The sequence below is a fragment of the Streptomyces sp. NPDC004051 genome (genome assembly GCF_053604275.1).
Genome location: NZ_JBSGHG010000002.1, coordinates 279,312 through 298,998, shown reverse-complemented (window position 1 = coordinate 298,998; position 19,687 = coordinate 279,312). Strand labels below are relative to the sequence as shown.

Below are 19,687 nucleotides of genomic sequence, written 5' to 3'. Positions count from 1 at the left end.
ACAGACGCCTGCGACGCCGGCGAACAGCAGGCCGGCCCAAGCACCGCCGGGCCTGCCCGACACGTGGACGCCGGCCCCGACGGATGTGAACAACGCGCTCACCCGCCTGCTCGAACCGATCCGGACACGGAGCGGCACTCAGGTGTCGGTCGCCGTTCTGGAGCCCGGGACCGGCCGGCGGACGGTGTACGGCTCACAGACACACATCACCGCGAGCCTGGTGAAGGTGGACATCCTGGCGGCACTGCTGCTGCGCACCCAGCACGAAAGACGGTCGCTCACCCCGTGGGAGACGTCCAACGCCGCCTCGATGATCCAGAGCAGCGACAACGACTCCGCGGGTGCCCTGTGGCGACGTATCGGCGGCGGCCCAGGACTCACCGACGCCAACAAGACCCTGGGGCTGACCTCCACCCATGCGGGACCGGGCGCCCACTGGGGCCTCACCCGCACCACCGCGGCAGACCAGTTGACCCTGCTGACCGCCGTGTTCGCCGACCCCTCACCGCTCAGCGAAGCCTCACGCCACCTGATCCAGACCTTCATGGACCGGATCGACGCCGACCAGGACTGGGGAGTGTCCGCGGAAGGCAGCCGTTGGCAGCTCAAGAACGGCTGGCTGCAACGCTCCCACTCGAAACGCTGGGTGATCAACAGCATGGGGCGGGTCGAAGCACACGGAAGGACGTTCTACGTCGTCGTCCTCTCGCACGGCAGCCCGAGCATGTCCCACGGCATCTCCACGGTGGAGCGAGCAACACGGACAGCCGTACACGCCCTGTGCGACACCGCCCCTCCTTCGCCCCTGATCATCCACTGACCTCGGTGCGCCCCGGGCCGGACGCCCGCACACCAGGCGGACCGACGGGAGGGGGAGGTCAGGGGCTGAAGGCCGCCGTGCCCGATCAGTGAGCCGTCGGGGCCCCATGAGGAGAAGCGCGGCGGCCCCATGGCTTCCACGTCTCCGCACAGCTCCGCTCCGTGCCGGTTCCCTCGGCCGGCGTCGTCCTCGGCATCGTCGACGTGGTCCTCCGGCTCGTGCTCCCCGCCGTCGCCGCCGGCGACGGCGGGTTCAGCCGGTACGTCGGCGGCCGGGGCCGGTCCGGAGGATGCGGGGGCCTCGCAGGCCGTGGCGTCAGTCGGTCCTGGGGTGCTTGCCGGGTCCCTCGACGCCGGGGGACAGCGGAGTGGGTGACAGGGCGGTGTCCTCCTCACCGGGCTCCAGCAGGGTGTCGGCGCTCTCGGTGTTTCCGGCGTTTCCGGCGTTCGTCACCTGGTTCCCCGTCCTGGTCGTACAACTGCTCAGAAGGGCATGCGGCCGCGGAAGCGGCGGCCTGCCGAACTGCTGCGGCTCACCGCACCCGAACCGGTGTGGAAGGGCTTGCTGAAGAGCCGGCCCAGGATGCCGGGTGCCTTGCCGCCGGCCCGCGCTCCTGCACCGAGCGTGCGTTGCGTGCCGCGTTCGGGATGGCGGGAGAGACCGGGAACGAGGAAGGCCAGGACGGCCAGGACCACGCACACGCCGATGACGGCGACGACTACCATGTCGGCTCCCTTCGCTGGTGGACGGACATACAGGTGCCCCGTTCCGCCCCGCCCATGTGAGCGGCGAGGACTCCGGACGGGTCAGCTCCCGGTCCCGGCGGGCTCCTCTCCGGGACGGTCGACGACCGCCCGGGCCATGACGGCGTCGATGCCGTACAGCGTGTCGGTCGTGATGCCCCTGGTCTCGTCCCTGGTGATGTACGACCGCGAGCCGAGGAGGGCGAGTGTGCGCTTGTCGAAGATCCACACGTCCCGGGTCGCGGACCCGGCGTCCTCGCGGGTGATGCCGATGCCGTGCCGGCCGGCGGCGTCGACGGCGTCGGGGACCTGGGTCACACCGGGAATCCTCTCGACTGCCCTGTAGAGGGCGGAGGCGGTGGCGGGAGGCATGATCGTCGAGCTGAGCAGGTCGCCGATCCGCCCGAAGACGGCCTGGTCCCTCGAGTCCCCGTCCTCCACCCTGGTGCGGGAGTAGAGCAGTTCGAGCAGGACGTCGGGGTCGGTGGGCAGCGAGGCCAGCCACTCGTACGTGGGGTGGTCGATGCCCGCCCGGACGGGATCGGCGAACTCGACGGGCACCATCTGACCTGACATGACGGCGTCCTCGCCGGTCTCCCGCAGCCAGCCGGTCCTGGTCACCGGGCCGGGGTCCTGCGCGGTCCACGCCTCCTGCTTGTGCAGGGCGCCGAGCCGCACCGGACCGCTGAAGGACCCCGTGTTCCCACGGGTCAGGCGCTCGACGTACACGAACTGGTCTTCCTTCACCGGCGTGGCGTCGGTCTTCATGGCCGCGGCGGCGATCCGGTCGAGGGTGACGGAGGCACTGTTCACCTCGGTGGATGCGGTACCGGCTCCGGTCGCCGGGGCGGAGCCGTGGTCGCCACCGGAGACCATGATGAACAGCGCCCCCGCCAGGGCCATCGACACGGCCGGCACCACCAGGGCGGGGCGCGGGAGCCGACGGCGGCGCGGTGCCGGGGACGTCCGGGGCGCGGGAGTACGGGTCGAGACGGTGCGGTCGTGGTCGATCTGCTGCATCAGGGCTTCCTTGTGACGGAGATGACGGCCCGGCGGGAGGTCCCATTCGGCCGATGCCAGCAGGTCCTCCGCCGCACTCCGGGCGGAGTCCGCACGGGGCGGGTGGTCGGCGTTCAACGGGTTTCCTCCTGCAGGAACAGGGCCGCGAACGCGGCCTCACTCTCCATCTCTCCGTGGGCGCCGGGTGGTTCCGCTTTCCCTCCGTGCAGTCGGGCGGAGCTGATCCGGTCCAGCCGCGCGCGGGCGCGCGAGAGCCGGGACCGCACCGTGCCCACCGGGACGCCGAGCGCCTCGGCGGCCTGCCGGTAGTCCAGCCCGGCCGCCACACACAGGGCGATCACCTCCCGGTCCTGGCGTCGCAGCCGGCGCAGGACGTCGTGGACCACCGCGAGCCGGCGGGCGTCGTCGATCCGGCCGACCGTCTCGTCCGCGAAGTCCTCGACCTGACGAGGCTCGGGGCTGCGCGCCAGGAAGGCGAGCCTGCGGCGCACACCGCGGTTGGCGTTGTGCGCCTTGTTCGTGGCGATGCCGAGCAGCCACGGCCTGAGCGAACCGCCCTCCGGCTCCACCGATTCCCGGGTGCGCCAGGCGGTGAGGAAGGTCTCGGACATCGCCTCCTCGGCATCCGACCAGTTGCCGGTCAGCCGCAGGGCGTGGTTGTGGACCGCCCGCGCGTGCTGGTCGTACAGATCGGCGAACGCGGCACGGTCCCCCGACCGTATGCGCGTGCGCAATGACTCCACTGGTTCTGTCTGGCTCACACTCTGTACTCTCCGCCGCCCCGGTCCGGTTCCTGTGGCGCGGACCACACCGCTTCGGGATCCCGAAGATCAGTCCTCCGCCGCGCGGAACCGTTCGGCGCCGTCGGCCAGGTGCTCGTGGACGGGGCGACCGCGTTCACCGCGTCGGCGAGGTCGAGCTCGGTCCAGCGCGACGACGACCGCGGCCACCGGCAGCAGGCCCGGTCCGACGCCCTTCAGCAGCAGGACGCGTTCCCGGCCGGTGCGGCGGGTGACCGCGATGACCGCGTGGCCCAGGAGCACCCGCAACGCGCCGTTGCCGAAGGGGTGGCCGCCGGACCGGCGAGAAGGCGAGGTCGATGCCGGACCGGACGGACGGCCTCGACGCCCCGGCCGGCTGGGGCGGGGCGGCGGCAAGACCACCGGCGGCGACTGCCGCCGAGGCGAAGCGAAGCGAGCTCGACGGCTCGCCCTGGAGCGAAGTGACATGGTTCGCCCTCCAAGCGGGGGGAGTGATCGGCCAACGCGCGTGGGAGGAATTCGGCCGAGAGCGCGCGTTCGACTCGCGTCACCCGCTCCCTGCGAGGATGTCCCCGCGGGTCGGGGCGGTCGGCTGCTCGTGCGGGCGGTGTTCCGCGACCGCCCGGCGGAACGGCGGCCTCGACGTGGGCGATGCCGGGGCACTCACCCGTGCCCCGGGGAGGGCACACCGTCCCGAAACCGTGAGCACTTCGGCCACTGTTGTCCTGATGCCGCTCATGTGAGCGCTTGGGTGACGCATGCCCGCCGACTGCTCACGGTTTTCGGCAGTGCACCCCTCTCCGGCCCCACACCACCCGGCGGGGCACCGTCCTCCCTGCGGAACCCTCAGGTCGGTGACCTGGCTGCTCCGACGTTCCCGGGGCCGGCTCCACGCCCGGTCCCCTCACGTGCCGTCTTCCGTGGGATGATCACACGCCCGGGAAGGGAGCGGTGCATGGCTCAGGACCGGGGGCGATCCCCCGTCGACAGCCCCGGCTGGACGGTGTTGTGCCTCGTCTGGTCCGGGTGGTCGGCCGCCAGTTCCGGTCCGCCGTGGGTCCGCCTCGGATCGCTGGTGTTCTTCGTCGCCTTCGCTGTGCTCCTGCTGCGTCATGTGGTCGGACACCGCCGGAGACGCAAGTCCCGCTCGTCCTGACCGACCTCCACGATCGACCCCCGCGTCGGCGCATATCGGTGCACACCGGCCCACAGCGGCGCCTCGGGCTCCGCAAGCGAACTTCCGGAGCGGTGGGCCGGCCCGCTCACCGGGTCCACACCCGCTGGAACTCCTCGGCCGAAATGGTCTCCAGCGGGTCCTCTTCAGGATCGATCGCCCGGTCAGTCAGACCGCCGTGCTCGTCCTCCGGGTGCTCCCGGCCGTACCGGTGGAATCGGCCGGCCGACGTCAGCTCGGCCTGCTTGATGACGACCCACTCACCACGGTCGGGTACGGCCTCGATGTACCACAAGCCGTCCTCCTCGTCCGCGTGGTGGAAGTGACGCCGCGGGGTGGCATTCTCATCGAGTGCTCGGAAGGACGCCACGCTTTCCGCTCTGATGCGCTCCAGATCGTCCACGGGACCATCGTGCCTGCGGTGGCCGGCCCCGGGTTCGCCGGACTGCGCGTCTCGACGGCCCCCGAGCCGACGGGCGACCCCCGGGCCGACGGGCGGTCCCGGCGCCGCGGGGTGCACCCGGCTCGCCTCGTCAGCGTGTGCCGGTGGCCGGGAGGGCGAGGCTCAGGCGGTAGCCGCCGTCCGTGGTGGGGCCGCAGGTGACGGTGCCGCCGAGCAGCTCGGCCCGCTGGCGCAGGCCGACCAGGCCGTGGTGGGCGCCGGGGAGGGAGAGCGCGGGACGCGTCGGCGGTGAGTTGGTGACGGTGACGCGGACCGTTGCGTGCTCGTGGTGGATGCGTACGACCGCTGTCGCGCCGGGCGCGTGCTTCCGCACGTTGGTCAGCGCCTCCTGGACGGTGCGGTAGACGGCGCGCTGGACCGGCGGTGGCAGGCTGTCCGGCAGGTCCGTCTGCAGCTCGGTCTCGATACCGCTGTTGTCGACCAGCCGCCGGAGATCGGCGAGAGAGGGCTGCGGAACCAGTTCCACGGGATCGCCCCCGGCGGTGCGCAGGACGCTGACCATGTGCCGCAGCTCCTCCAGGGTCTGCACGCTCAGCTTCCGGATCGTGGCCGCGGCCTGCCGGACTTCGGGGTCGCGGCTGCCGACCTGGAGGGCCCCGGCCCGCACCGCGATGAGGCTGACCTGGTGGGCGACGACGTCGTGCATTTCGCGGGCGAGGGTCGTGCGTTCCCTGGCCAGCACGGTCTGGGCGGTCAGCTGCCGCTCGTGGTCGCGGGCCCGGGAGATCTCCGCGAGCCGCAACGACAGATCGCTCCGGGCCTGTACGAGCTGGCCGAGGAAGACCGGTGCGGCTGCCGTCGCCGCCGTGTAGCCCAGGGCGATGAAGGTCGACGGTACCGACACGGCGATTCCCGGCGAGGGCAACGAGACCAGATCGCCGAAGGTGAACGCCACGGCGCAGACGACCGGCAGGGTGCGGCCACGGGTGAGCGAGGCGAGCGTGTACAGCGCGGCCAGGGCGGCGAAGATCGAGTCGGAGAGGAGAACGGCGGGAAGGGTGAACAGGAACGTGAGCCTCGGCAGGCGCCGGCGCAGGAGGAGGGCGAACGCGGCGACCAGGGCGCAGGCCATGCGCAGCGGCTCGGAAAGATCGGCATGGACCCAGACGTCGATCAGTGCCACCGCGACGAGGGCGGCCTCCAGCAGCGGGGCGGACAGGCGGCGGGCGCTCACGGTCCCTCCCGGTCCCGCGGTGTCCTGAGGAAGCCGGCGCGTTCCGCGAGCAGGGCGGCCTGGACGCGGCTGCCCACCTCCAGCTTGGTGAGGACGGCGCTCACATGGTCCTTGACCGTGCCGGTGCTCAGGTGCATCCGTGCGGCGATGTCGGCGTTGGTCAGGCCCTCGGCAACGGCTGCGAGTACGGCCCGCTCGCGGTCGGTGAGCCGGTCGAGGCTGCGGACGGCCTCCTGCTGCGGGCCGGCGTTCAGGTAGCCGTCCACGACGGTTCGGGTGACCTCCGACGACAGGACGGTGCCGCCCTCCGCCAGAGTCCGCACCAGGGACGGCAGTTGCTCCGGGTCGGTGTCCTTGAGCAGGAAGCCCGCGGCGCCCGAGCGAAGTGCCGCGGTGACGTACTCGTCCATGCCGAACGTCGTGAGCATGGCCACCACCGGAGGGTGCGGCAGTCCGCGGAGGTCGGCCAGGACGGTGAGGCCGTCCACGTCGGGCATGCGGATGTCCAGCAGGACGACGGCGGGACGTCGCTCCCGTGCCGTGCGGACCGCCTGGCCGCCGGGGACCGCCGCCACGACCTCGATGTCGTCCGCCGCCTCGAGGATGTGCTGGAAACCGGTACGGATCAGTGCCTCGTCGTCGACCACCATCACCCGGATCACGCGTGCTCCACTCGCCGTCGGGTCTCACCGTTCGATGCGTACCCGCCCGCCGGACGCGCCTCCCGGTGCGAGGACCGACAACCGCCGGGTGGCGGGGTCGTTCCAGCCGGTCGGCGGGACGGCTCCGGACACCTGCCGGATGGGTCCACGAGCGGCGGTGCCCGACCGTGGAGGCAGCAGTCGATGCCTCGTCGCAGGAGGGAGACCAGCAGGATGCCGATCAGTCTGACGTTCCTCTGTCCGGCCGCCGGGGACGACACGGGCCGGCCGATCTTCGACGACCTCGCGGCGCGCGAGCCCGGTCCGGCCGGCGCGGACGCCACCGCAGCGGTCCTGCCCCGCTGCGCGACGGCCGTCCGGGCGCCCTCCCTCCGCTGCGCGCGGACCGCTCACGCGCTCGCCCTCACGACCGAGGTGGAGCCCGCGCTGCGCGACTTCGACTACGGCCGGTGGCACGGCCGCAGCGCCGCCGAAGTCGCCGCCGCCGATCCCTACGGGCTCTCCGCCCTGCTGACGGACCCGGACGCCGTACCCCACGGGGGCGAATCCGTGCGCCGGTTCTGCCGGCGGGTCACGGACTGGATCGACGGCCTGCCGCCGCACACGGGGAACGTGGTGGCCGTCACCGAACCGGCCGTGGCCCGGGCCGCGCTGCTCCACGCCCTGTCGGCGCCGGTGACCGCGTTCTGGCACGTCACGGTGGGGCCGCCGGTCACGGTGCGCCTGTCCTCCCCGAACGGCTGTCGGCACGTGCGCCCCGGCCCCGCGCTCCGGGTCGGGCCGGGCCGTCTTCGGGCGACCGGGTCTCCCCCGTCGTGCGGGGGGTGTCGGCCGGGTGGGGGAAGGCCGGGGCGCGGTATCCGCGCGCATGCGATCACGTGCGGTGTACTGCCGGTGGAGGTGGGCGGACGGCCGGGCGAGCACGCGGTGTGGCGGTTTCCGTCCTGCTGACCGTCGGCGCCGTCGGCGGCGTGAGCGGGTGCGGCACGGTGGCGGAACGGCGGGACGCCGTACGCGGGACGGCAGCCCTGTTCGAGCAGGCCCTCGGTGCAGGCGCGCACGACCGCGCGTGCGCCGTCCTCGCGCCCGCGACCGTGGAGGAGCTGGAGCAGTCGGCCGGCGAGTACGCCGCGAAGGACTCGCCCGAGTGGGCGAAGGCCGGCGGATGGCGGCGCGCGGTCCACTCGAACTCACTGCTGCCGGCCATGGGGACGATCTTCATACTGTCCTGGCTGGTCCAGTCGATCACCGGCACGGCCGCCTACAACGAGCAGCGGCTACGGCAGCTGCAGGCCCCGCTGAGCTGGGCCGATTACCTCGGCGCGGCGGACTTCTGGAACCGCACCCTGCAGAACTGGCAGTCCGAACTGCTGGCCGTCGCCTCGATGGCGGTCCTCTCGATCTACCTGCGGCAACGGGGCTCCCCGGAGTCCAAGCCGGTGGGCGCGGCCCACGGGACCACCGGCGTGGCGGGCTGAGAACACACGCGTGCGGAGCCCGTGCACGACCACCGGGTCCGGCCGTCGCCCATGTCCCCCCGGTGACCACGTGAGGACCGACCGCCCACGGGTACTCGGGGCCGAGCGGCGGTGAGCGCACCGGCCCACAGGCACATGGCAGACGAGCGCCGAGAGGAGCGTGCGCCATGACGACTCCTGATCCCGATCCGAGGCGGACCCCGGGGATCAAACCGGGCGGCGGGGTGTCCCCCGGTGAGACGCCGCCCGCCGAAGGCGGCACCTCCGGCATCTCGTATCCGGAGCCGCACGAACCGCGCAAGGGGTGGGGGCCGATGGCACTCGCCCTGATCATGGTGGTGGTGGCGCTGGTGGCGATCGGACTGATCGCCATGGTGGTGTCCCTGGTCTCGTGACGCTTCGGCCGCCGGCCGCCCCGGCCGCTTCCGAAGCCGAGTGCAGCCGGGCAGCTCGTGAGCTGCCCGGCTGCCCGCTCGGCGCGACTTGCTGTAGCGCGTGCCGGGGCGTCAGTGGGTCGAGCCGGGCTCCCCGGGCCGGATGCGTCCTCGCCAGGCGCCCGTCTCCCCGCCGCGCTGTTCGATGTACTCCTTGAAGCGGTGCAGATCCCCCTTGACCCGGCGGTCGATCACGCCCAGCATGTCCGCGCCCTTCTCGGCAACGCCGGTGGGTTCGACGTCCATCGTGAGCTCCACGCGGGTGTGGGTGTCGTCCAGCCGCTCGAACCTGACCGATCCCCGCTGCCGGGTCTCGCCGTCGACGACCCGCCAGGTGATCCGGTCGTCCGCCAACTGGTCGACGATCTCGGTGTCGAACTCGCGCCGCACCCCGCCGATGCTGGTCTTCCAGTGGTTGTGCCGCTCGTCGAGCTGCCGCACCTCCTCGACGCCCTCCATGAACTTCGGGAAGTCCTCGAACTGCGTCCACTGGTTGTAGGCGGTGTGGAGGGGCACCTCGACGTCCACCGCTTCCTTCACCGTGCTCACTGACTCCTCCTCACTTGCCGGTCGTTCGGCACGACGTCGGGTACCCAGCCGCGGAGACCTGAACGCCGAAACCGGAAGCCGGGGCCCGACCGGCCGGAAAACCCGCCGCCCCGACGGGTGAATCCGGCCGCTCGACGGCCGACGCCCGGCCTGACAGCGGGAAGGCACTCTGCACACCGACAAACACTGACAAGCACCGACAAGCACTGACACCCGACGAGCACGGAGCGTCCCATGCCGAAGTTCCTCATCCAGGCCACCTACACGTCCGAGGGCGCGAAGGGCCTGCTCAAGGACGGCGCGAGCGGCCGCCGCGCCGCCGTCGAGCAGGTCGTCACCGGTCTCGGCGGGAAGGTCGAGGCCATGTACTTCGCCTTCGGGGAGAGCGACACCGTGATCGTCGTCGACTTCCCCGACGCGGTCTCCATGGCCGCCGTCAGCCTCGCCGTCAAGGCCAGCGGCGCCCTCCAGACCCGGGCCACCCCGCTCCTCACCCTCGAAGAGGTCGACGAGGCCGCCCGCCGCGAGGTCGCCTTCCGCGCCCCCGGCAAGTAACCGAAGGCAACGCGTGTCTCCGGTGGGGCCCGAGCTCCCCTCGGCGGCCGAGTGCCCGGGTGCCCGGGTAATTCGATGGCGCGCGCCGCCCGGGTTCCGCACGCTGGCACCGTGGAAGAACCCGAGTACCGGATCCGCGCCCGCTCCACCGACACCACGGTGATCGTCTACCAGGCCTACCCACCGGAGATCGGCCTGCCCGCGGCCCACGAGGGCCGCTTCCCGGCGGCCTGGAAGCGGGACCGGATGACGTGGATCAAGCCGTCCTTCCTCTGGATGATGTACCGCTGCGGGTGGGGGACCAAGGAGGGGCAGGAGGTCGTCCTCGCGGTCGAGATCACCCGTGAGGGTTTCGAGTGGGCGCTGGAGCACGCCTGCCTGTCGCACTACGAGCGCGGGCTGCACGCCGATCCGGGTACCTGGAAGCGGCAGTTGAAGCGGGCCCCGGCGCGGGTCCAGTGGGACCCCGAGCGTGATGTGCGCCTGCGGCCGCTCGCCCACCGCTCGCTGCAGCTCGGGCTCGCCGGAGAGGCGACACGCCGTTACGCGGACGAGTGGACGGTCTCCGTCACCGATGTCACCGCTCTCGCGCACGAGGTCCACGGGCTCGTGCGGGACGGTGATCCGGAGGCCGCCCGGCGGCTTCTTCCCCGGGAGCTTCCCTACTCCGTTCCCGAGGGGCTCCTGGAGCATCTGCGGCCTTGAGCGCGGTCGCCGGTCGGGGCTCCGTCACGGCCCGGACCGGGTGGCGTCGTGGGAGCCGGGCTCGTTACGTCCGGCGTCTCGGGGTACTCGTGGGGCGCCGCTGCCGGTAGATGCGTGTGCAGCGGGCCAACCGTCCCCGATCTCGGAGCGATCGTGAAGGCACTCGTCGTCAACTGCACTCTCAAGCGGTCCCCCGAGCCCTCCAACACCGAGGCGCTGGCCTCCGTGGTCGCGGAGCGGCTCTCGGAACAGAACGTGCAGGTCACGTCCGTACGGGCCGTCGACCTCGACATCGCCCCCGGTGTGGTCACCGACGCCGGCGACGGCGACGAGTGGCCCCGGGTCCACTCGGAACTCCTGGAGTCCGAGATCCTGATCGTCGCCTCGCCCACCTGGCTGGGCCGGCCGTCCTCGGTGGCGCAGCGCGTCCTCGAACGCATGAACGCGATGATGTCCGAGACCGACGACGAGGACCGTCCCGTCGCCTACAACCGCGTGGCCGGGGTGGTGGTCACCGGGAACGAGGACGGCGCGCACCACGTCATCAGCGAGATCTCCGGGGCCCTCGCCGACATCGGCTACACGATCCCCGGCCAGGCCTGGACGTACTGGCACCTCGGCCCCGGCCCGGGGCCCGACTACCTGGACGAGCAGCGGGGCCGCGACTGGGCGCACAGCACCGGTCACGCCATGGCCGACAACCTCCTCGGTGTCGCACGGGCCCTGTCGGCGCTGCCCCTGCGGGCAGGCGGCTGAGGGAGAGGAGGCGCGTATGACGGCCCCCATGCCGGCGCCCCGGCCGGCCGAACCCCTCGATGCCGCCCCCCGTCTCCGCCACTGGGTGCCCAGGGGCGTGTACGCCCCGCAGACCGACACCGGGCTCCTGAGGCGGGCGTTGCGTCGCGAGCGGATCACGGGAGAGACGGACGTGCTGGACCTCGGCACCGGGAGCGGCCTGCTCGCGGTGGAGGCGGCCCGGCTCGGCGGGCGGGTCACCGCGGTCGACATCTCGTGGAGGGCGCTCGCCACCACCTGGTGGAACGCCCGGCTGAACGGGCAGTCCCTGCGGGTGCGCCACGGCGACCTGGCGACGGCCGTGCCCGGCCGCCGCTTCGACCTGGTGGTCACCAACCCGCCCTATGTGCCCGCTCCGGGCGCCGCACCACCCCGGGGCCCCGCCCGGGCCTGGGACGCCGGATCGGACGGCCGGCTGCTGATCGACCGCATCTGCGACAGCGCGCCGACGGTCCTGCGGCCGGCGGGGAAGCTCCTGCTCGTGCACTCGCACCTGTGCGGTGTCGACGCCACCCTGAGCCGGCTGGAGGGAGCCGGTCTGCGCCCGGAGGTGGTCGACCGGACCCGGCTGCCCTTCGGCCGGGTGCTGCGCTCACGGCTCGCCTGGCTGCGCGAACAGGGCCTGGCGGCCGACGGAACGACGGAGGAACTGGTGGTCATCCGTGCCGAACACGCCTGAACGCCCCCGCCGCGTCCGCGTCCAGCGCGACGGGCCGCTGCTCATCGAGGGGCCGGTCGAAGTGGTGGGCGAGGACGGCGAGGTGATGGTCTCACAGCGTTTCACCGTGGCCGTCTGCACCTGCCGCCGGAGCCGCATCTTCCCCTGGTGCGACACCAGTCACCGGCGCCGCGGCAAACCCTCCGCCGGCCCGGGCTCCCGTAGCGAACGGACTGAGCGGACTGAGCAGCCAGAACGCCCCGGACATCCCGGGTGTCCCGAGGCGGAACCGGATCGCGGGGAAGAAGGCGGTGCCCCGTGACCGGCTCCACCCCCCGGCGCCGGCTCCGGCTGCTGTCTCCGCCGCTGCCCGAGCCGCGCGGCCCGCTCTCCGCCGCGGTGACGGCCCTGCTGCGGGAAGCGGACCCCGGTAGTACGGACACCGGGAGCATGCCGTCCCCCGAGCGGTCCTCCGCCTACGGCGACGACCTGCAACTCGCCCTCTACGTCCTCTACGAGCTGCACTACCAGGGCTTCCGGGGCGTCCCCGACAGCCTCGAGTGGGACAGTGGCCTGCTGGCCTTCCGGGGCGCGCTCGAGCGTCGCTTCCTGGGCGCGCTGCGCGCGGACGTGCCGGTGGACGGCACGGACACGGCCCGGCAGGCGCTGGACGAACTCCAGCTCGAACCGGTCGGCGACGACAGCGGCGTCTCCCACTTCCTGCGCGACGAGGGCAGCCTCGAGCAGCTGCGTGAGTACGCCGCGCTGCGCTCGCTGTACCACCTCAAGGAGGCGGATCCGCACGCCTGGGTCCTCCCGCGGCTCCACGGGCGGGCCAAGGCCGCCATGGTCGCCGTCGAGTTCGACGAGTTCGGTGCGGGCCGCGCCGACGAGATCCACGCGGAACTGTTCGCCGACCTCATGGAGGACCTGCGGCTGGACACGGCGTACGGCCACTACGTCGACGCCGCGCCGGCCGAGGCGCTCGCCACCGTCAACCTGATGTCCCTGTTCGGTCTGCACCGGGCCCTGCGCGCAGCGCTCGTCGGGCACTTCGCCGCCGTCGAGACGACCTCGTCCCCGGGTTCGCGCCGTCTCGCCGAGGCACTGCGCCGCGTGGGCGCGGGCCCGGCGGCCGTACGGTTCTACGCCGAGCACGTGGAGGCGGACGCGGTGCACGAGCAGGTCGTACGGCACGACGTGGTCGGCGGGCTCCTGGAGGACGAACCGCACCTGGATCCCGAGGTGGTGTTCGGGATCCGCGCGACCTCCCATCTCGAGGACCGCCTGGCGACCAGGCTGCTCAACGCCTGGCGCCAGGGGGCCACGGCACTGCGCGGGGGCAGGCCGCTGGAGGCCGGCATCCACTCTTCGGCTCAGCGGTCTGTGGTCCGCTGACTCGTGTGGCCCGGTGACCGATCACCGCAGGCTCAGCCTCCCCTCACACCGGCCGCAGTGACGACGACCGGCCGCCCCGCGTTCGCTGCGTCGCTCCTGGTCCCGCCCCGCACCCACCCCGGAAGACTCTTCGGACGTACCGTAGGAAGTCCCCGATCACCTCCCCGCCGGCCGCTACGACACGAGACTCGACCACGTGCCCGTCGTCGCGATCGTCGGCCGGACCGACCGCGACGCGATGGGCGGCTCCTACCTGCGGGAGGTCGACCTCCTCAGCCTCTGCAAGGACGTCGCCTCCGACTCCTGCGAGACGGTCACCGTCCCGAGCACCCGCCCAGGACGACACGTGGGCGACGCCCCGGTCGTGGAACAGGGGGACACCGCTGTCCATCCGGTGCCCACCGCCGCGTCGGGTGTCGTTCCGTTCACCGGCTACGGCTCCGGTCGCGCAGCTTCTTTCCCGCGAGTGCGACGCAGACGCCGACCATCGCCAGCACGCCGTAGGTGATGAAGAGACCTGCACTCGTCGTGCCCACCCGCAACAGCACGGCCATGACCACGAACAGAGCCGTGCCCGCGCCCATCAGTACCTTGTCAGTGCTCATCCGATTACCTGTCCTTACGGGTTGATTGCCGCTGGGAGTAGGAGTGATCTCCGGTTCACAGGCCCAGGCCGCACCGGTCGCGACCGGTGCGGCGGCCCTCATCGCGTGCCGCGCCACCAGCGGGAGCGCGGAGCGGACGGGGAACTCACGTGGGCGTCGCCGCCCGTCACGACCGCGCCGTTCATGTGCACGCTGTGGCCCGCGCGGACGGAGACCCCGCCGGGCTTGTCCCCGCCACGCTCGTCGTCCGTCCGGGACTGCGACTCCTGGGCGATCCTCATCGCACAGGCGTTGTCCCCGGCCACATGCAGCCAGGCCCTGGCACGCGTCTCCTTGACGTGCAGCGGGACAGCGTGGAACGTCGTGGGTTCCACGCCCGGGAGGCCCGCGCGCACCACCGAGTCGCGGACCGCGTCCGACACCAGGAGCGCGGTGTCGCTCGCGGCCTCGTCGAGCGCCTGCCGCAGTGGTTCCCCGTCGCAGAGCCGGAAGACGTGGTTGACCGCGTTTCCGGCGAAGCCGTGACGGTCGCGGTGCACCGCACCGACGTGTACGGCGATCCTCAGCCGGAGCAGCGGATCGCTGCGCCGCCTCCCGCCGAGCCCGTGTTCCAGCCGGGGCAGCACCTCGGTGAACAAAGTCCCCACCGGAAAGGCCGGCGGTATGACGAACAGGACACCGTCCCCCCGGTCCTCGTGGGAGCACAGCTGCCACAGCGCGTCGGTGAACGCCGAGCGGAACTCGGCGTAGAGGTCTTCTCGGCTGCGCAACTGCTCGCGGTCGCTGCGCGAGCTGAACCCTTTGATGTCGGCGAAGAGCAAGTGGGCCTGTTGGGCCTGGAAGTTCACGAACGGATGTCACTTTCTGTGGGTGGACGTATCAGCCGACGCGTCGGCGGCGGACGGCGCCCGCGCCGTACCGGCCGGAGCTATGACGTCGGGATCCGGAACACGCCGCACTTCAGTTCCTGGCTTCTCGCGTCGACCAGGGAAAGAAAGAGCCCGGCGCGGCAGAGCTTCAGCACTCCGTAGTCGGAGGGGTCCAGCTGCCAGCGCCCGCCGGAGCGGACGAGACGTGCGGTGCCCTGGTTCCGGCCTTTCCAGCTGAATCTGATCCGGGCACCCGTGCCGGTCTCCTCCGGCTCCCCGATCTCGACCTCGTCGACCCGCTCGCGGTACAACGGTGCCTTCGCCTCGAACACCGAGGGCATGGCGGTTCCACAGGTGTCGTCGCCGGGCTGCACGAGGTGGCACCAGGACGCGGCGTCTCCGAGCCGCTCGGCGACCCGGGTCTGCTCGACGGTGTGGAGTGCGCCGGCGAGCCCCGGTTCGTCGACCACGGACCGGTCGACCGTGCCCCCGGAGTCCCCGGGCACCAGCAAGGCCCCGGTCCAGGCCGACACGGTCAGGACGGCTGCCAGACCGCCGGCCAGCAGGGGGTTCGCGACGACCCACCGGCTGGCCGTATTCACAATGGTGATCTTGTCCCCGCTCACGCGGTCACCGATCTGGACGTCGCCGCCGGCCAGGACCGCGCCCTCGTCGATCCTGGTGTCGCGACCCGACTGGATGTTGATCCGGCTCTGCCCACCGCTCGCGTCCTGTTCCTGGCGCGGAGGGTGATCCTGCGACGGTCCCTGTTCTGCGGACATCTGCCTTACCTGCCTACTCATGTGACTGCAGGTCACATAAGAGCAGGATTAAGTTGATCAAAGTGTTGCAAGTACCTCGCTACGAAGGCCGAGTTCGAGACACTGCCGGGGTGAGACATACGACGTTCTGGGAATCCCTCGACGATGACGAGCGCAAGGCCATGGAACGAGTCGGACGCGTACCGCGGCACCCCTCCGAACCCGGCGAGACACTCTTCCGCCAGAGCGACGTCTCCGACAGGGCCGCCGTGATCATCAGTGGCACATGCCGTGTGTTCTGGCGGGGCGAGAACGATCACGCGGTCTATCTGGCCACCCGCGGACGCGGTGACCTCATCGGCGAGATGGGCGTCCTGGAGCGAGGTCCCCGGAACGCAACCGTGACGACGCTGACTCCGATGTACATCCGCTGGTACGCGCGGGAGGCGTTCGAGGCCCTGCTCGCGGAGCATCCGGGCATTCTGCGGAAGGTGCTCTTGTCCGTGTGCACACGGCTGAGGGAGTCGGATCACCATCGGATCGTCATCACCGGCGCCCCCACCCGGCTCAGACTCAGCCGGCTGCTGCTGTGGCTGGCCGAAGCCGAAGGCGTGCCCACCCCCCTCGGGACCGAGATCAAAGAAGTCACGCAGGAGGACCTGGGCGACTGGCTGGGGATGGGCCGGGAGGCGGCCGGACGACGGGTCAGAGAACTGCAGAACCTGGGATTCCTCGGCAGCGCCCCGGCACGGTCCCGGATCGTCGTCACCGATGTCGCCGGTCTGCGCCGCCACGCGTTCGATGCCGGGGCGACGGACACCACACCCTGAGTCGTCGTGGCGCGGCCGCCACCACACGTCCGGCGCTCCCCACCCGCCTTCTCCGTCTCCCCCGGAGGGCACACCACCGGGCGCCGGCAGCCCGGGCCCCTCACCATCGCTTCCGGGCAGACGTTCCGGTCCCGGCGCCGGCGCACTCGCTCCCCGCCTCGGGCCCGGGGTGAGCAGTTCCTCGTCCCTGGTGGCCTGCGCGAACCGGTCGAGCATCTCCCAGTGCAGGGAGTTCTCCGCGGGGCCAGGTGCACGGCCGCCCGGCGGGCCGGCCGGGTGGGGCGCGGGTCGACGCAGACCAGACGGGGCGGGTCGGCGCCCTCCAGGCGGTCGAGGACGCGCATCCACTGCACGGGCTGCGTCTCGGCGGTGTTGTGCCCGAACAGGGCGATCACGTCCGCGTGGTCGATGTCGTCGTAGCAGCCCGGCTGCCCGTCGCAGCCGAAGGACTCCTTCAGCGCCTCGGCGGCGGTGGACGTGCACAGGCGGGTGTTCCCGTCCAGGTGGTTGGTGCCGATCCCGGCCCGTGCCAGCACGGCGAGCGTGTAGTACTCCTCCAGGTACAGCTGCCCGGAGGTGTAGAAGCCGAGCGCTCCCGGGCCGTGCTCCTCGAGCAGTTCCCGCGAGCGGGCGACGATCCTGCCCATCGCGGTGTCCCAGTCGCACTCCACCAGCCGTCCGCCCTCGCGGACCAGCGGCAGGGTGAGCCGGTCCGGCGAGGCGTTCGCCTGCCAGCCGAAGAGGTCCTTCGGTCCCAGGCGGCCCCGGTTGACGCGGTCGTCCGCCCGGCCGCGCACCCCCGCCATGCGCCCGTCCACGACCGCGATGTCCATCGCGTCGCCGTCGGAGTGGAGGATCGACGCGGCCCGCACCCATCGCCGCACCCGGCTCGCCTCGACACCCGGTTCGAGATACGTGTCCACGTGTACGGGCCACTGCTCGTGCGCGCCGTAGGGGGTACGGCCGCCCCAGGGGTGGGCGATCCGGTCCACCGAGGTCCCCGCGGTCTCCGAAGCCTCCATGCAAGCCTCCCGGCACGCACCGGCGGCGGCCGCCGCCGCCTCGCTCCCGGTACCCCTCGCCCCACTTCCGTGACGCCGTCCGGGACGTCCCGGACGGCGTCACGGCTTCCCGGCTTCCCGGGGGCCGGAACCGCCGGTGGCGGTGTGGGGAAAGGACTCCGGCGGGTACCCGGCAGGCCGAGCGGCGGTGAGAGCACCGACCGCACCACACGGAAGGGTGGTTCCATGACTCAGCATGTCAGCGAGGTCATGACGAGTGTCCCGGTGACCGTCGAACCCCAGGCCTCGGTGACGTCCGTGGCCCGGATGATGCGGGACGAGGACGTGGGCGCCGTTCTGGTCACCGAGGGCGAGCGGTTGCGCGGGCTGGTCAGCGACCGTGACCTGGTGGTGCGCGCCCTGGCCGGCGGCGGCGACCCCAACCGGACCACGGTGGCCGAGGCGTGCAGCGAGGACCTGGTCACCGTGGGTCCCGACGACGACCTGACCCTCGTGGTCCAGGTGATGCGCGAGCACGCGATCCGCCGGGTCCCGGTCGTCGACGACGACCAGCACGCGGTGGGCATCGTCTCCCTCGGGGACCTGGCCATCGAACGCGACCCCGAGTCGGCTCTCGGCGACATCAGCGCCGCGAAGCCCAACCAGTAGTGCCCACGGGTGACGCCGACGGCATGGGGCCGGGTCCGAGGGAACCCGGCCCCCATGGCTGCGCACCACGCCGAGGCCCCGATCCTCGATGCTCTTGCCCGGTACGGGAACGCGGACGAACTGGGATTCACGCCACCGGGCCACAAACAGGCACGCGGCGCGGACCCGCGGGCCCGCGCGGTCCTGGGCGACGCCGTCTTCTTCGGTGACGTCCTGGCCAACGGCGGCCTGGACGAGCGGCTCACCCGGGGCGGGATCCTGGCGCGGGCCGAGGACCTCATGGCCGACGCGGTCCACGCGGACCACACGTTCTTCTCGACCTGCGGCAGTTCGCTTTCGGTCAAGGCCGCCATGCTGACGGTGACCCGCCCGCACCACACGCTCCTCGTCGGACGCGACGCGCACAAGTCGGTGGTCGCCGGGCTCATCCTGTCGGGCGTCGAGCCGGTGTGGGTGGAGCCCCAATGGGACGCCTCCCGGCACCTCGCCCACCCGCCGTCGGCGGCTGCCTACGACAGGGCGTTCACCGAACACCCCCATGCCGACGGCGCCCTGGTCACCAGCCCGACCCCGTACGGAGCCGCGGCCGACCTCGCGGGCATCGCCGAGGTCTGTCACCGCCGCGGCAGACCGCTCATCGTGGACGAGGCGTGGGGGGCCCACCTGCCCTTCCACGACGACCTGCCGTCGTGGGCCATGGACGCGGGCGCCGACATCTGCGTGACGAGCATCCACAAGATGGGCAGCGGACTGGAACAGGGCTCGGTGTTCCACCTCCGGGGCGACCTCGTCGACCCCGCCGAACTGGCCTCGCGGGCCGACCTCCTCGGCACCACCAGCCCCAACGTCCTGCTCTACGCCGGCATCGACGCGTGGCGCCGGCAGATGGTCGAACACGGGCGGGAACTCATGGGCCGCGCCCTGGACCTGGCCGAGCGCACGCGTGCGGCCGTCGAGGCGGTCGACGGCTTCCACGTCAACGACGCGAAGGACTTCTGCGGCCCCGGCCTCGCAGCCGACTTCGATCCGCTCCCGGTCGTCATGGACATCAGCGACCTCGGCACCAGCGGTTACCGCGCCGCCGACTGGCTGCGGGCCCACCATCACATCGACACCCATCTGTTCGACCACCGGCGCGTCAGCGCGCAGCTCACCCACGCCGACGACGAGCGGACCACCGCGCGCCTGCTCACCGCCCTGCGCGATCTCGCCGACCACGCCGACGAGCTGCGGGATCCCCCGCACGTGGCCGTGCCGTCCCCGGCCGACCTGCGGATGGAGCAGGCCCTCCTGCCCCGGGACGCCTACTTCGCACGGCATGCGAAGGTCCCCGTGTCCGAGGCCGCCGGGCGGATCGCCGCCGAGATGATCACTCCCTACCCGCCCGGCATCCCGGTGGCGCTGCCCGGCGAACGCCTGACCGATCCGGTGCTGAAGTACCTGACCACAGCGGTCGAAGCCGGTGTGTTCCTGCCGGACGCGGCCGACGGACGCCTGAACACCGTACGGGTCGTCGCGGACGACTGACCCGTACCGCGCGCCGTGCCGCACGCGCCGTGCCGC

At 72.2% G+C, this 19,687-nt stretch carries 25 protein-coding genes and 3 pseudogenes; 15 read left to right on the top strand and 13 right to left on the bottom strand.

The window, feature by feature from the left end; translation table 11 throughout:
• The first annotated feature begins 142 nt into the window (after positions 1-142).
• A complete protein-coding gene (locus ACWEQO_RS04965) occupies positions 143-820 on the top strand; it encodes a serine hydrolase (protein WP_361453947.1) in 678 nt (225 codons plus the stop codon).
• Positions 821-1,135: 315 nt separating this feature from the next.
• Here ACWEQO_RS04965 and ACWEQO_RS04960 read toward each other — a convergent pair whose 3' ends face one another.
• The 5 genes and pseudogenes from ACWEQO_RS04960 to ACWEQO_RS04940 all read right to left on the bottom strand — a co-directional run.
• Positions 1,136-1,273 carry a hypothetical protein gene (locus ACWEQO_RS04960; RefSeq protein ID WP_361453944.1) on the bottom strand — a complete coding sequence of 46 codons (138 nt, stop codon included), beginning with the start codon at positions 1,271-1,273 and terminating at the stop codon, positions 1,136-1,138.
• Positions 1,274-1,302: 29 nt separating this feature from the next.
• Positions 1,303-1,545 (bottom strand): DUF6411 family protein, encoded by a 243-nt coding sequence (locus ACWEQO_RS04955; RefSeq protein WP_361453941.1) that lies wholly within the window; start codon positions 1,543-1,545, stop codon positions 1,303-1,305.
• 81 nt (positions 1,546-1,626) lie between these two features.
• Positions 1,627-2,700 (bottom strand): CU044_5270 family protein, encoded by a 1,074-nt coding sequence (locus tag ACWEQO_RS04950; protein ID WP_452978991.1) that lies wholly within the window; start codon positions 2,698-2,700, stop codon positions 1,627-1,629.
• Complete coding sequence (locus ACWEQO_RS04945; protein WP_452978988.1) at positions 2,697-3,317, bottom strand: RNA polymerase sigma factor; 621 nt, start codon at positions 3,315-3,317, stop codon at positions 2,697-2,699. Before ACWEQO_RS04945 ends, ACWEQO_RS04950 begins: the two co-directional genes overlap by 4 nt.
• A 210-nt stretch (positions 3,318-3,527) precedes the next feature.
• Positions 3,528-3,656 (bottom strand): annotated as a pseudogene (locus ACWEQO_RS04940) (DUF5933 domain-containing protein); the annotation flags it as partial.
• 643 nt (positions 3,657-4,299) lie between these two features.
• Between ACWEQO_RS04940 and ACWEQO_RS04935 the strand changes: the two are divergent.
• Positions 4,300-4,500 (top strand): hypothetical protein, encoded by a 201-nt coding sequence (locus ACWEQO_RS04935; protein ID WP_361453932.1) that lies wholly within the window; start codon positions 4,300-4,302, stop codon positions 4,498-4,500.
• 106 nt (positions 4,501-4,606) lie between these two features.
• On the opposite strand, the gene ACWEQO_RS04930 is transcribed toward ACWEQO_RS04935, so the two are convergent.
• The 3 genes from ACWEQO_RS04930 to ACWEQO_RS04920 all read right to left on the bottom strand — a co-directional run bounded on the left by ACWEQO_RS04930 (position 4,607) and on the right by ACWEQO_RS04920 (position 6,817).
• A complete protein-coding gene (locus ACWEQO_RS04930; RefSeq protein ID WP_452978984.1) occupies positions 4,607-4,921 on the bottom strand; it encodes a hypothetical protein in 315 nt (104 codons plus the stop codon).
• A gap of 130 nt (positions 4,922-5,051) precedes the next feature.
• Positions 5,052-6,155, bottom strand: coding sequence for a sensor histidine kinase (locus tag ACWEQO_RS04925; protein ID WP_452978981.1), 1,104 nt, complete (start codon positions 6,153-6,155; stop codon positions 5,052-5,054).
• Positions 6,152-6,817: a response regulator transcription factor gene (locus ACWEQO_RS04920; RefSeq protein ID WP_361454054.1), complete on the bottom strand. Its 666-nt coding sequence runs from the start codon at positions 6,815-6,817 to the stop codon at positions 6,152-6,154. The genes ACWEQO_RS04925 and ACWEQO_RS04920 overlap by 4 nt, the downstream gene beginning before the upstream one ends.
• 213 nt (positions 6,818-7,030) lie before the next feature.
• Here ACWEQO_RS04920 and ACWEQO_RS04915 point away from each other — a divergent pair, with 213 nt between their 5' ends.
• The 3 genes from ACWEQO_RS04915 (at position 7,031) to ACWEQO_RS04905 (ending at position 8,690) form a co-directional block, all read left to right on the top strand.
• A complete protein-coding gene (locus ACWEQO_RS04915) occupies positions 7,031-7,768 on the top strand; it encodes a histidine phosphatase family protein (RefSeq protein WP_452978977.1) in 738 nt (245 codons plus the stop codon).
• A complete protein-coding gene (locus tag ACWEQO_RS04910) occupies positions 7,747-8,295 on the top strand; it encodes a DUF6766 family protein (protein ID WP_452978974.1) in 549 nt (182 codons plus the stop codon). Before ACWEQO_RS04915 ends, ACWEQO_RS04910 begins: the two co-directional genes overlap by 22 nt.
• 167 nt (positions 8,296-8,462) lie before the next feature.
• Entirely contained in the window at positions 8,463-8,690 is a 228-nt protein-coding gene (locus ACWEQO_RS04905) for a DUF6480 family protein (RefSeq protein ID WP_361453917.1), read from the top strand.
• A gap of 111 nt (positions 8,691-8,801) precedes the next feature.
• Here the strand turns inward: ACWEQO_RS04905 and ACWEQO_RS04900 are convergent, their stop codons facing one another.
• Complete coding sequence (locus ACWEQO_RS04900; RefSeq protein WP_361453914.1) at positions 8,802-9,278, bottom strand: SRPBCC family protein; 477 nt, start codon at positions 9,276-9,278, stop codon at positions 8,802-8,804.
• Between the two features lie 234 nt (positions 9,279-9,512).
• Here ACWEQO_RS04900 and ACWEQO_RS04895 point away from each other — a divergent pair, with 234 nt between their 5' ends.
• From ACWEQO_RS04895 to ACWEQO_RS04865, 7 genes and pseudogenes are all read left to right on the top strand, one after another.
• Positions 9,513-9,833: a GYD domain-containing protein gene (locus tag ACWEQO_RS04895; protein ID WP_452978970.1), complete on the top strand. Its 321-nt coding sequence runs from the start codon at positions 9,513-9,515 to the stop codon at positions 9,831-9,833.
• A 75-nt stretch (positions 9,834-9,908) separates the two neighbouring features.
• Positions 9,909-10,538: a DUF4291 domain-containing protein gene (locus ACWEQO_RS04890; RefSeq protein WP_452978967.1), complete on the top strand. Its 630-nt coding sequence runs from the start codon at positions 9,909-9,911 to the stop codon at positions 10,536-10,538.
• 153 nt (positions 10,539-10,691) lie between these two features.
• Entirely contained in the window at positions 10,692-11,294 is a 603-nt protein-coding gene (locus tag ACWEQO_RS04885) for a flavodoxin family protein (RefSeq protein WP_452978964.1), read from the top strand.
• A gap of 16 nt (positions 11,295-11,310) precedes the next feature.
• A complete protein-coding gene (locus ACWEQO_RS04880) occupies positions 11,311-12,012 on the top strand; it encodes a HemK2/MTQ2 family protein methyltransferase (RefSeq protein WP_361453902.1) in 702 nt (233 codons plus the stop codon).
• 85 nt (positions 12,013-12,097) lie between these two features.
• Complete coding sequence (locus ACWEQO_RS04875; protein ID WP_452979167.1) at positions 12,098-12,313, top strand: CDGSH iron-sulfur domain-containing protein; 216 nt, start codon at positions 12,098-12,100, stop codon at positions 12,311-12,313.
• A 128-nt stretch (positions 12,314-12,441) separates the two neighbouring features.
• Positions 12,442-13,389: an iron-containing redox enzyme family protein gene (locus ACWEQO_RS04870; protein WP_452978960.1), complete on the top strand. Its 948-nt coding sequence runs from the start codon at positions 12,442-12,444 to the stop codon at positions 13,387-13,389.
• A 157-nt stretch (positions 13,390-13,546) separates the two neighbouring features.
• Positions 13,547-13,726 (top strand): annotated as a pseudogene (locus ACWEQO_RS04865) (hypothetical protein); the annotation flags it as partial.
• 88 nt (positions 13,727-13,814) lie between these two features.
• Here ACWEQO_RS04865 and ACWEQO_RS04860 read toward each other — a convergent pair.
• From ACWEQO_RS04860 to ACWEQO_RS04850, 3 genes are all read right to left on the bottom strand, one after another.
• Entirely contained in the window at positions 13,815-13,994 is a 180-nt protein-coding gene (locus ACWEQO_RS04860; protein WP_452978957.1) for a hypothetical protein, read from the bottom strand.
• A gap of 98 nt (positions 13,995-14,092) precedes the next feature.
• A complete protein-coding gene (locus ACWEQO_RS04855) occupies positions 14,093-14,842 on the bottom strand; it encodes an adenylate/guanylate cyclase (protein WP_452978954.1) in 750 nt (249 codons plus the stop codon).
• An 80-nt stretch (positions 14,843-14,922) separates the two neighbouring features.
• Positions 14,923-15,645 carry a hypothetical protein gene (locus ACWEQO_RS04850; protein WP_452978951.1) on the bottom strand — a complete coding sequence of 241 codons (723 nt, stop codon included), beginning with the start codon at positions 15,643-15,645 and terminating at the stop codon, positions 14,923-14,925.
• Positions 15,646-15,806: 161 nt separating this feature from the next.
• On the opposite strand from ACWEQO_RS04850, the gene ACWEQO_RS04845 reads away from it, so the two are divergent.
• Entirely contained in the window at positions 15,807-16,454 is a 648-nt protein-coding gene (locus ACWEQO_RS04845) for a Crp/Fnr family transcriptional regulator (RefSeq protein ID WP_452979164.1), read from the top strand.
• A gap of 236 nt (positions 16,455-16,690) precedes the next feature.
• Here the strand turns inward: ACWEQO_RS04845 and ACWEQO_RS04840 are convergent.
• Positions 16,691-17,476, bottom strand: a pseudogene (locus tag ACWEQO_RS04840) (molybdopterin-dependent oxidoreductase); the annotation flags it as partial.
• A gap of 225 nt (positions 17,477-17,701) precedes the next feature.
• Between ACWEQO_RS04840 and ACWEQO_RS04835 the strand changes: the two are divergent.
• Entirely contained in the window at positions 17,702-18,124 is a 423-nt protein-coding gene (locus ACWEQO_RS04835) for a CBS domain-containing protein (protein WP_452978948.1), read from the top strand.
• A 54-nt stretch (positions 18,125-18,178) separates the two neighbouring features.
• Positions 18,179-19,651, top strand: a complete 1,473-nt coding sequence (locus tag ACWEQO_RS04830) for an aminotransferase class I/II-fold pyridoxal phosphate-dependent enzyme (protein ID WP_452978945.1) — start codon at positions 18,179-18,181, stop codon at positions 19,649-19,651.
• Positions 19,652-19,687 lie beyond the last annotated feature (36 nt).

What these genes read in the sequence shown, in the direction of transcription:
- ACWEQO_RS04880 (WP_361453902.1), top strand. Translation starts at nt 11,311, where the DNA reads ATGACGGCCCCCATGCCGGCGCCCCGGCCGGCCGAACCCCTCGATGCC.
- ACWEQO_RS04870 (WP_452978960.1), top strand. Translation starts at nt 12,442, where the DNA reads ATGCCGTCCCCCGAGCGGTCCTCCGCCTACGGCGACGACCTGCAACTC.
- ACWEQO_RS04835 (WP_452978948.1), top strand. Translation starts at nt 17,702, where the DNA reads ATGACTCAGCATGTCAGCGAGGTCATGACGAGTGTCCCGGTGACCGTC.
- ACWEQO_RS04915 (WP_452978977.1), top strand. Translation starts at nt 7,031, where the DNA reads ATGCCGATCAGTCTGACGTTCCTCTGTCCGGCCGCCGGGGACGACACG.
- ACWEQO_RS04860 (WP_452978957.1), bottom strand. Translation starts at nt 13,994, where the DNA reads ATGAGCACTGACAAGGTACTGATGGGCGCGGGCACGGCTCTGTTCGTG.
- ACWEQO_RS04845 (WP_452979164.1), top strand. Translation starts at nt 15,807, where the DNA reads ATGGAACGAGTCGGACGCGTACCGCGGCACCCCTCCGAACCCGGCGAG.
- ACWEQO_RS04850 (WP_452978951.1), bottom strand. Translation starts at nt 15,645, where the DNA reads ATGTCCGCAGAACAGGGACCGTCGCAGGATCACCCTCCGCGCCAGGAA.
- ACWEQO_RS04890 (WP_452978967.1), top strand. Translation starts at nt 9,909, where the DNA reads ATGGCGCGCGCCGCCCGGGTTCCGCACGCTGGCACCGTGGAAGAACCC.
- ACWEQO_RS04875 (WP_452979167.1), top strand. Translation starts at nt 12,098, where the DNA reads ATGGTCTCACAGCGTTTCACCGTGGCCGTCTGCACCTGCCGCCGGAGC.
- ACWEQO_RS04905 (WP_361453917.1), top strand. Translation starts at nt 8,463, where the DNA reads ATGACGACTCCTGATCCCGATCCGAGGCGGACCCCGGGGATCAAACCG.
- ACWEQO_RS04935 (WP_361453932.1), top strand. Translation starts at nt 4,300, where the DNA reads ATGGCTCAGGACCGGGGGCGATCCCCCGTCGACAGCCCCGGCTGGACG.
- ACWEQO_RS04895 (WP_452978970.1), top strand. Translation starts at nt 9,513, where the DNA reads ATGCCGAAGTTCCTCATCCAGGCCACCTACACGTCCGAGGGCGCGAAG.
- ACWEQO_RS04955 (WP_361453941.1), bottom strand. Translation starts at nt 1,545, where the DNA reads ATGGTAGTCGTCGCCGTCATCGGCGTGTGCGTGGTCCTGGCCGTCCTG.
- ACWEQO_RS04830 (WP_452978945.1), top strand. Translation starts at nt 18,179, where the DNA reads ATGGCTGCGCACCACGCCGAGGCCCCGATCCTCGATGCTCTTGCCCGG.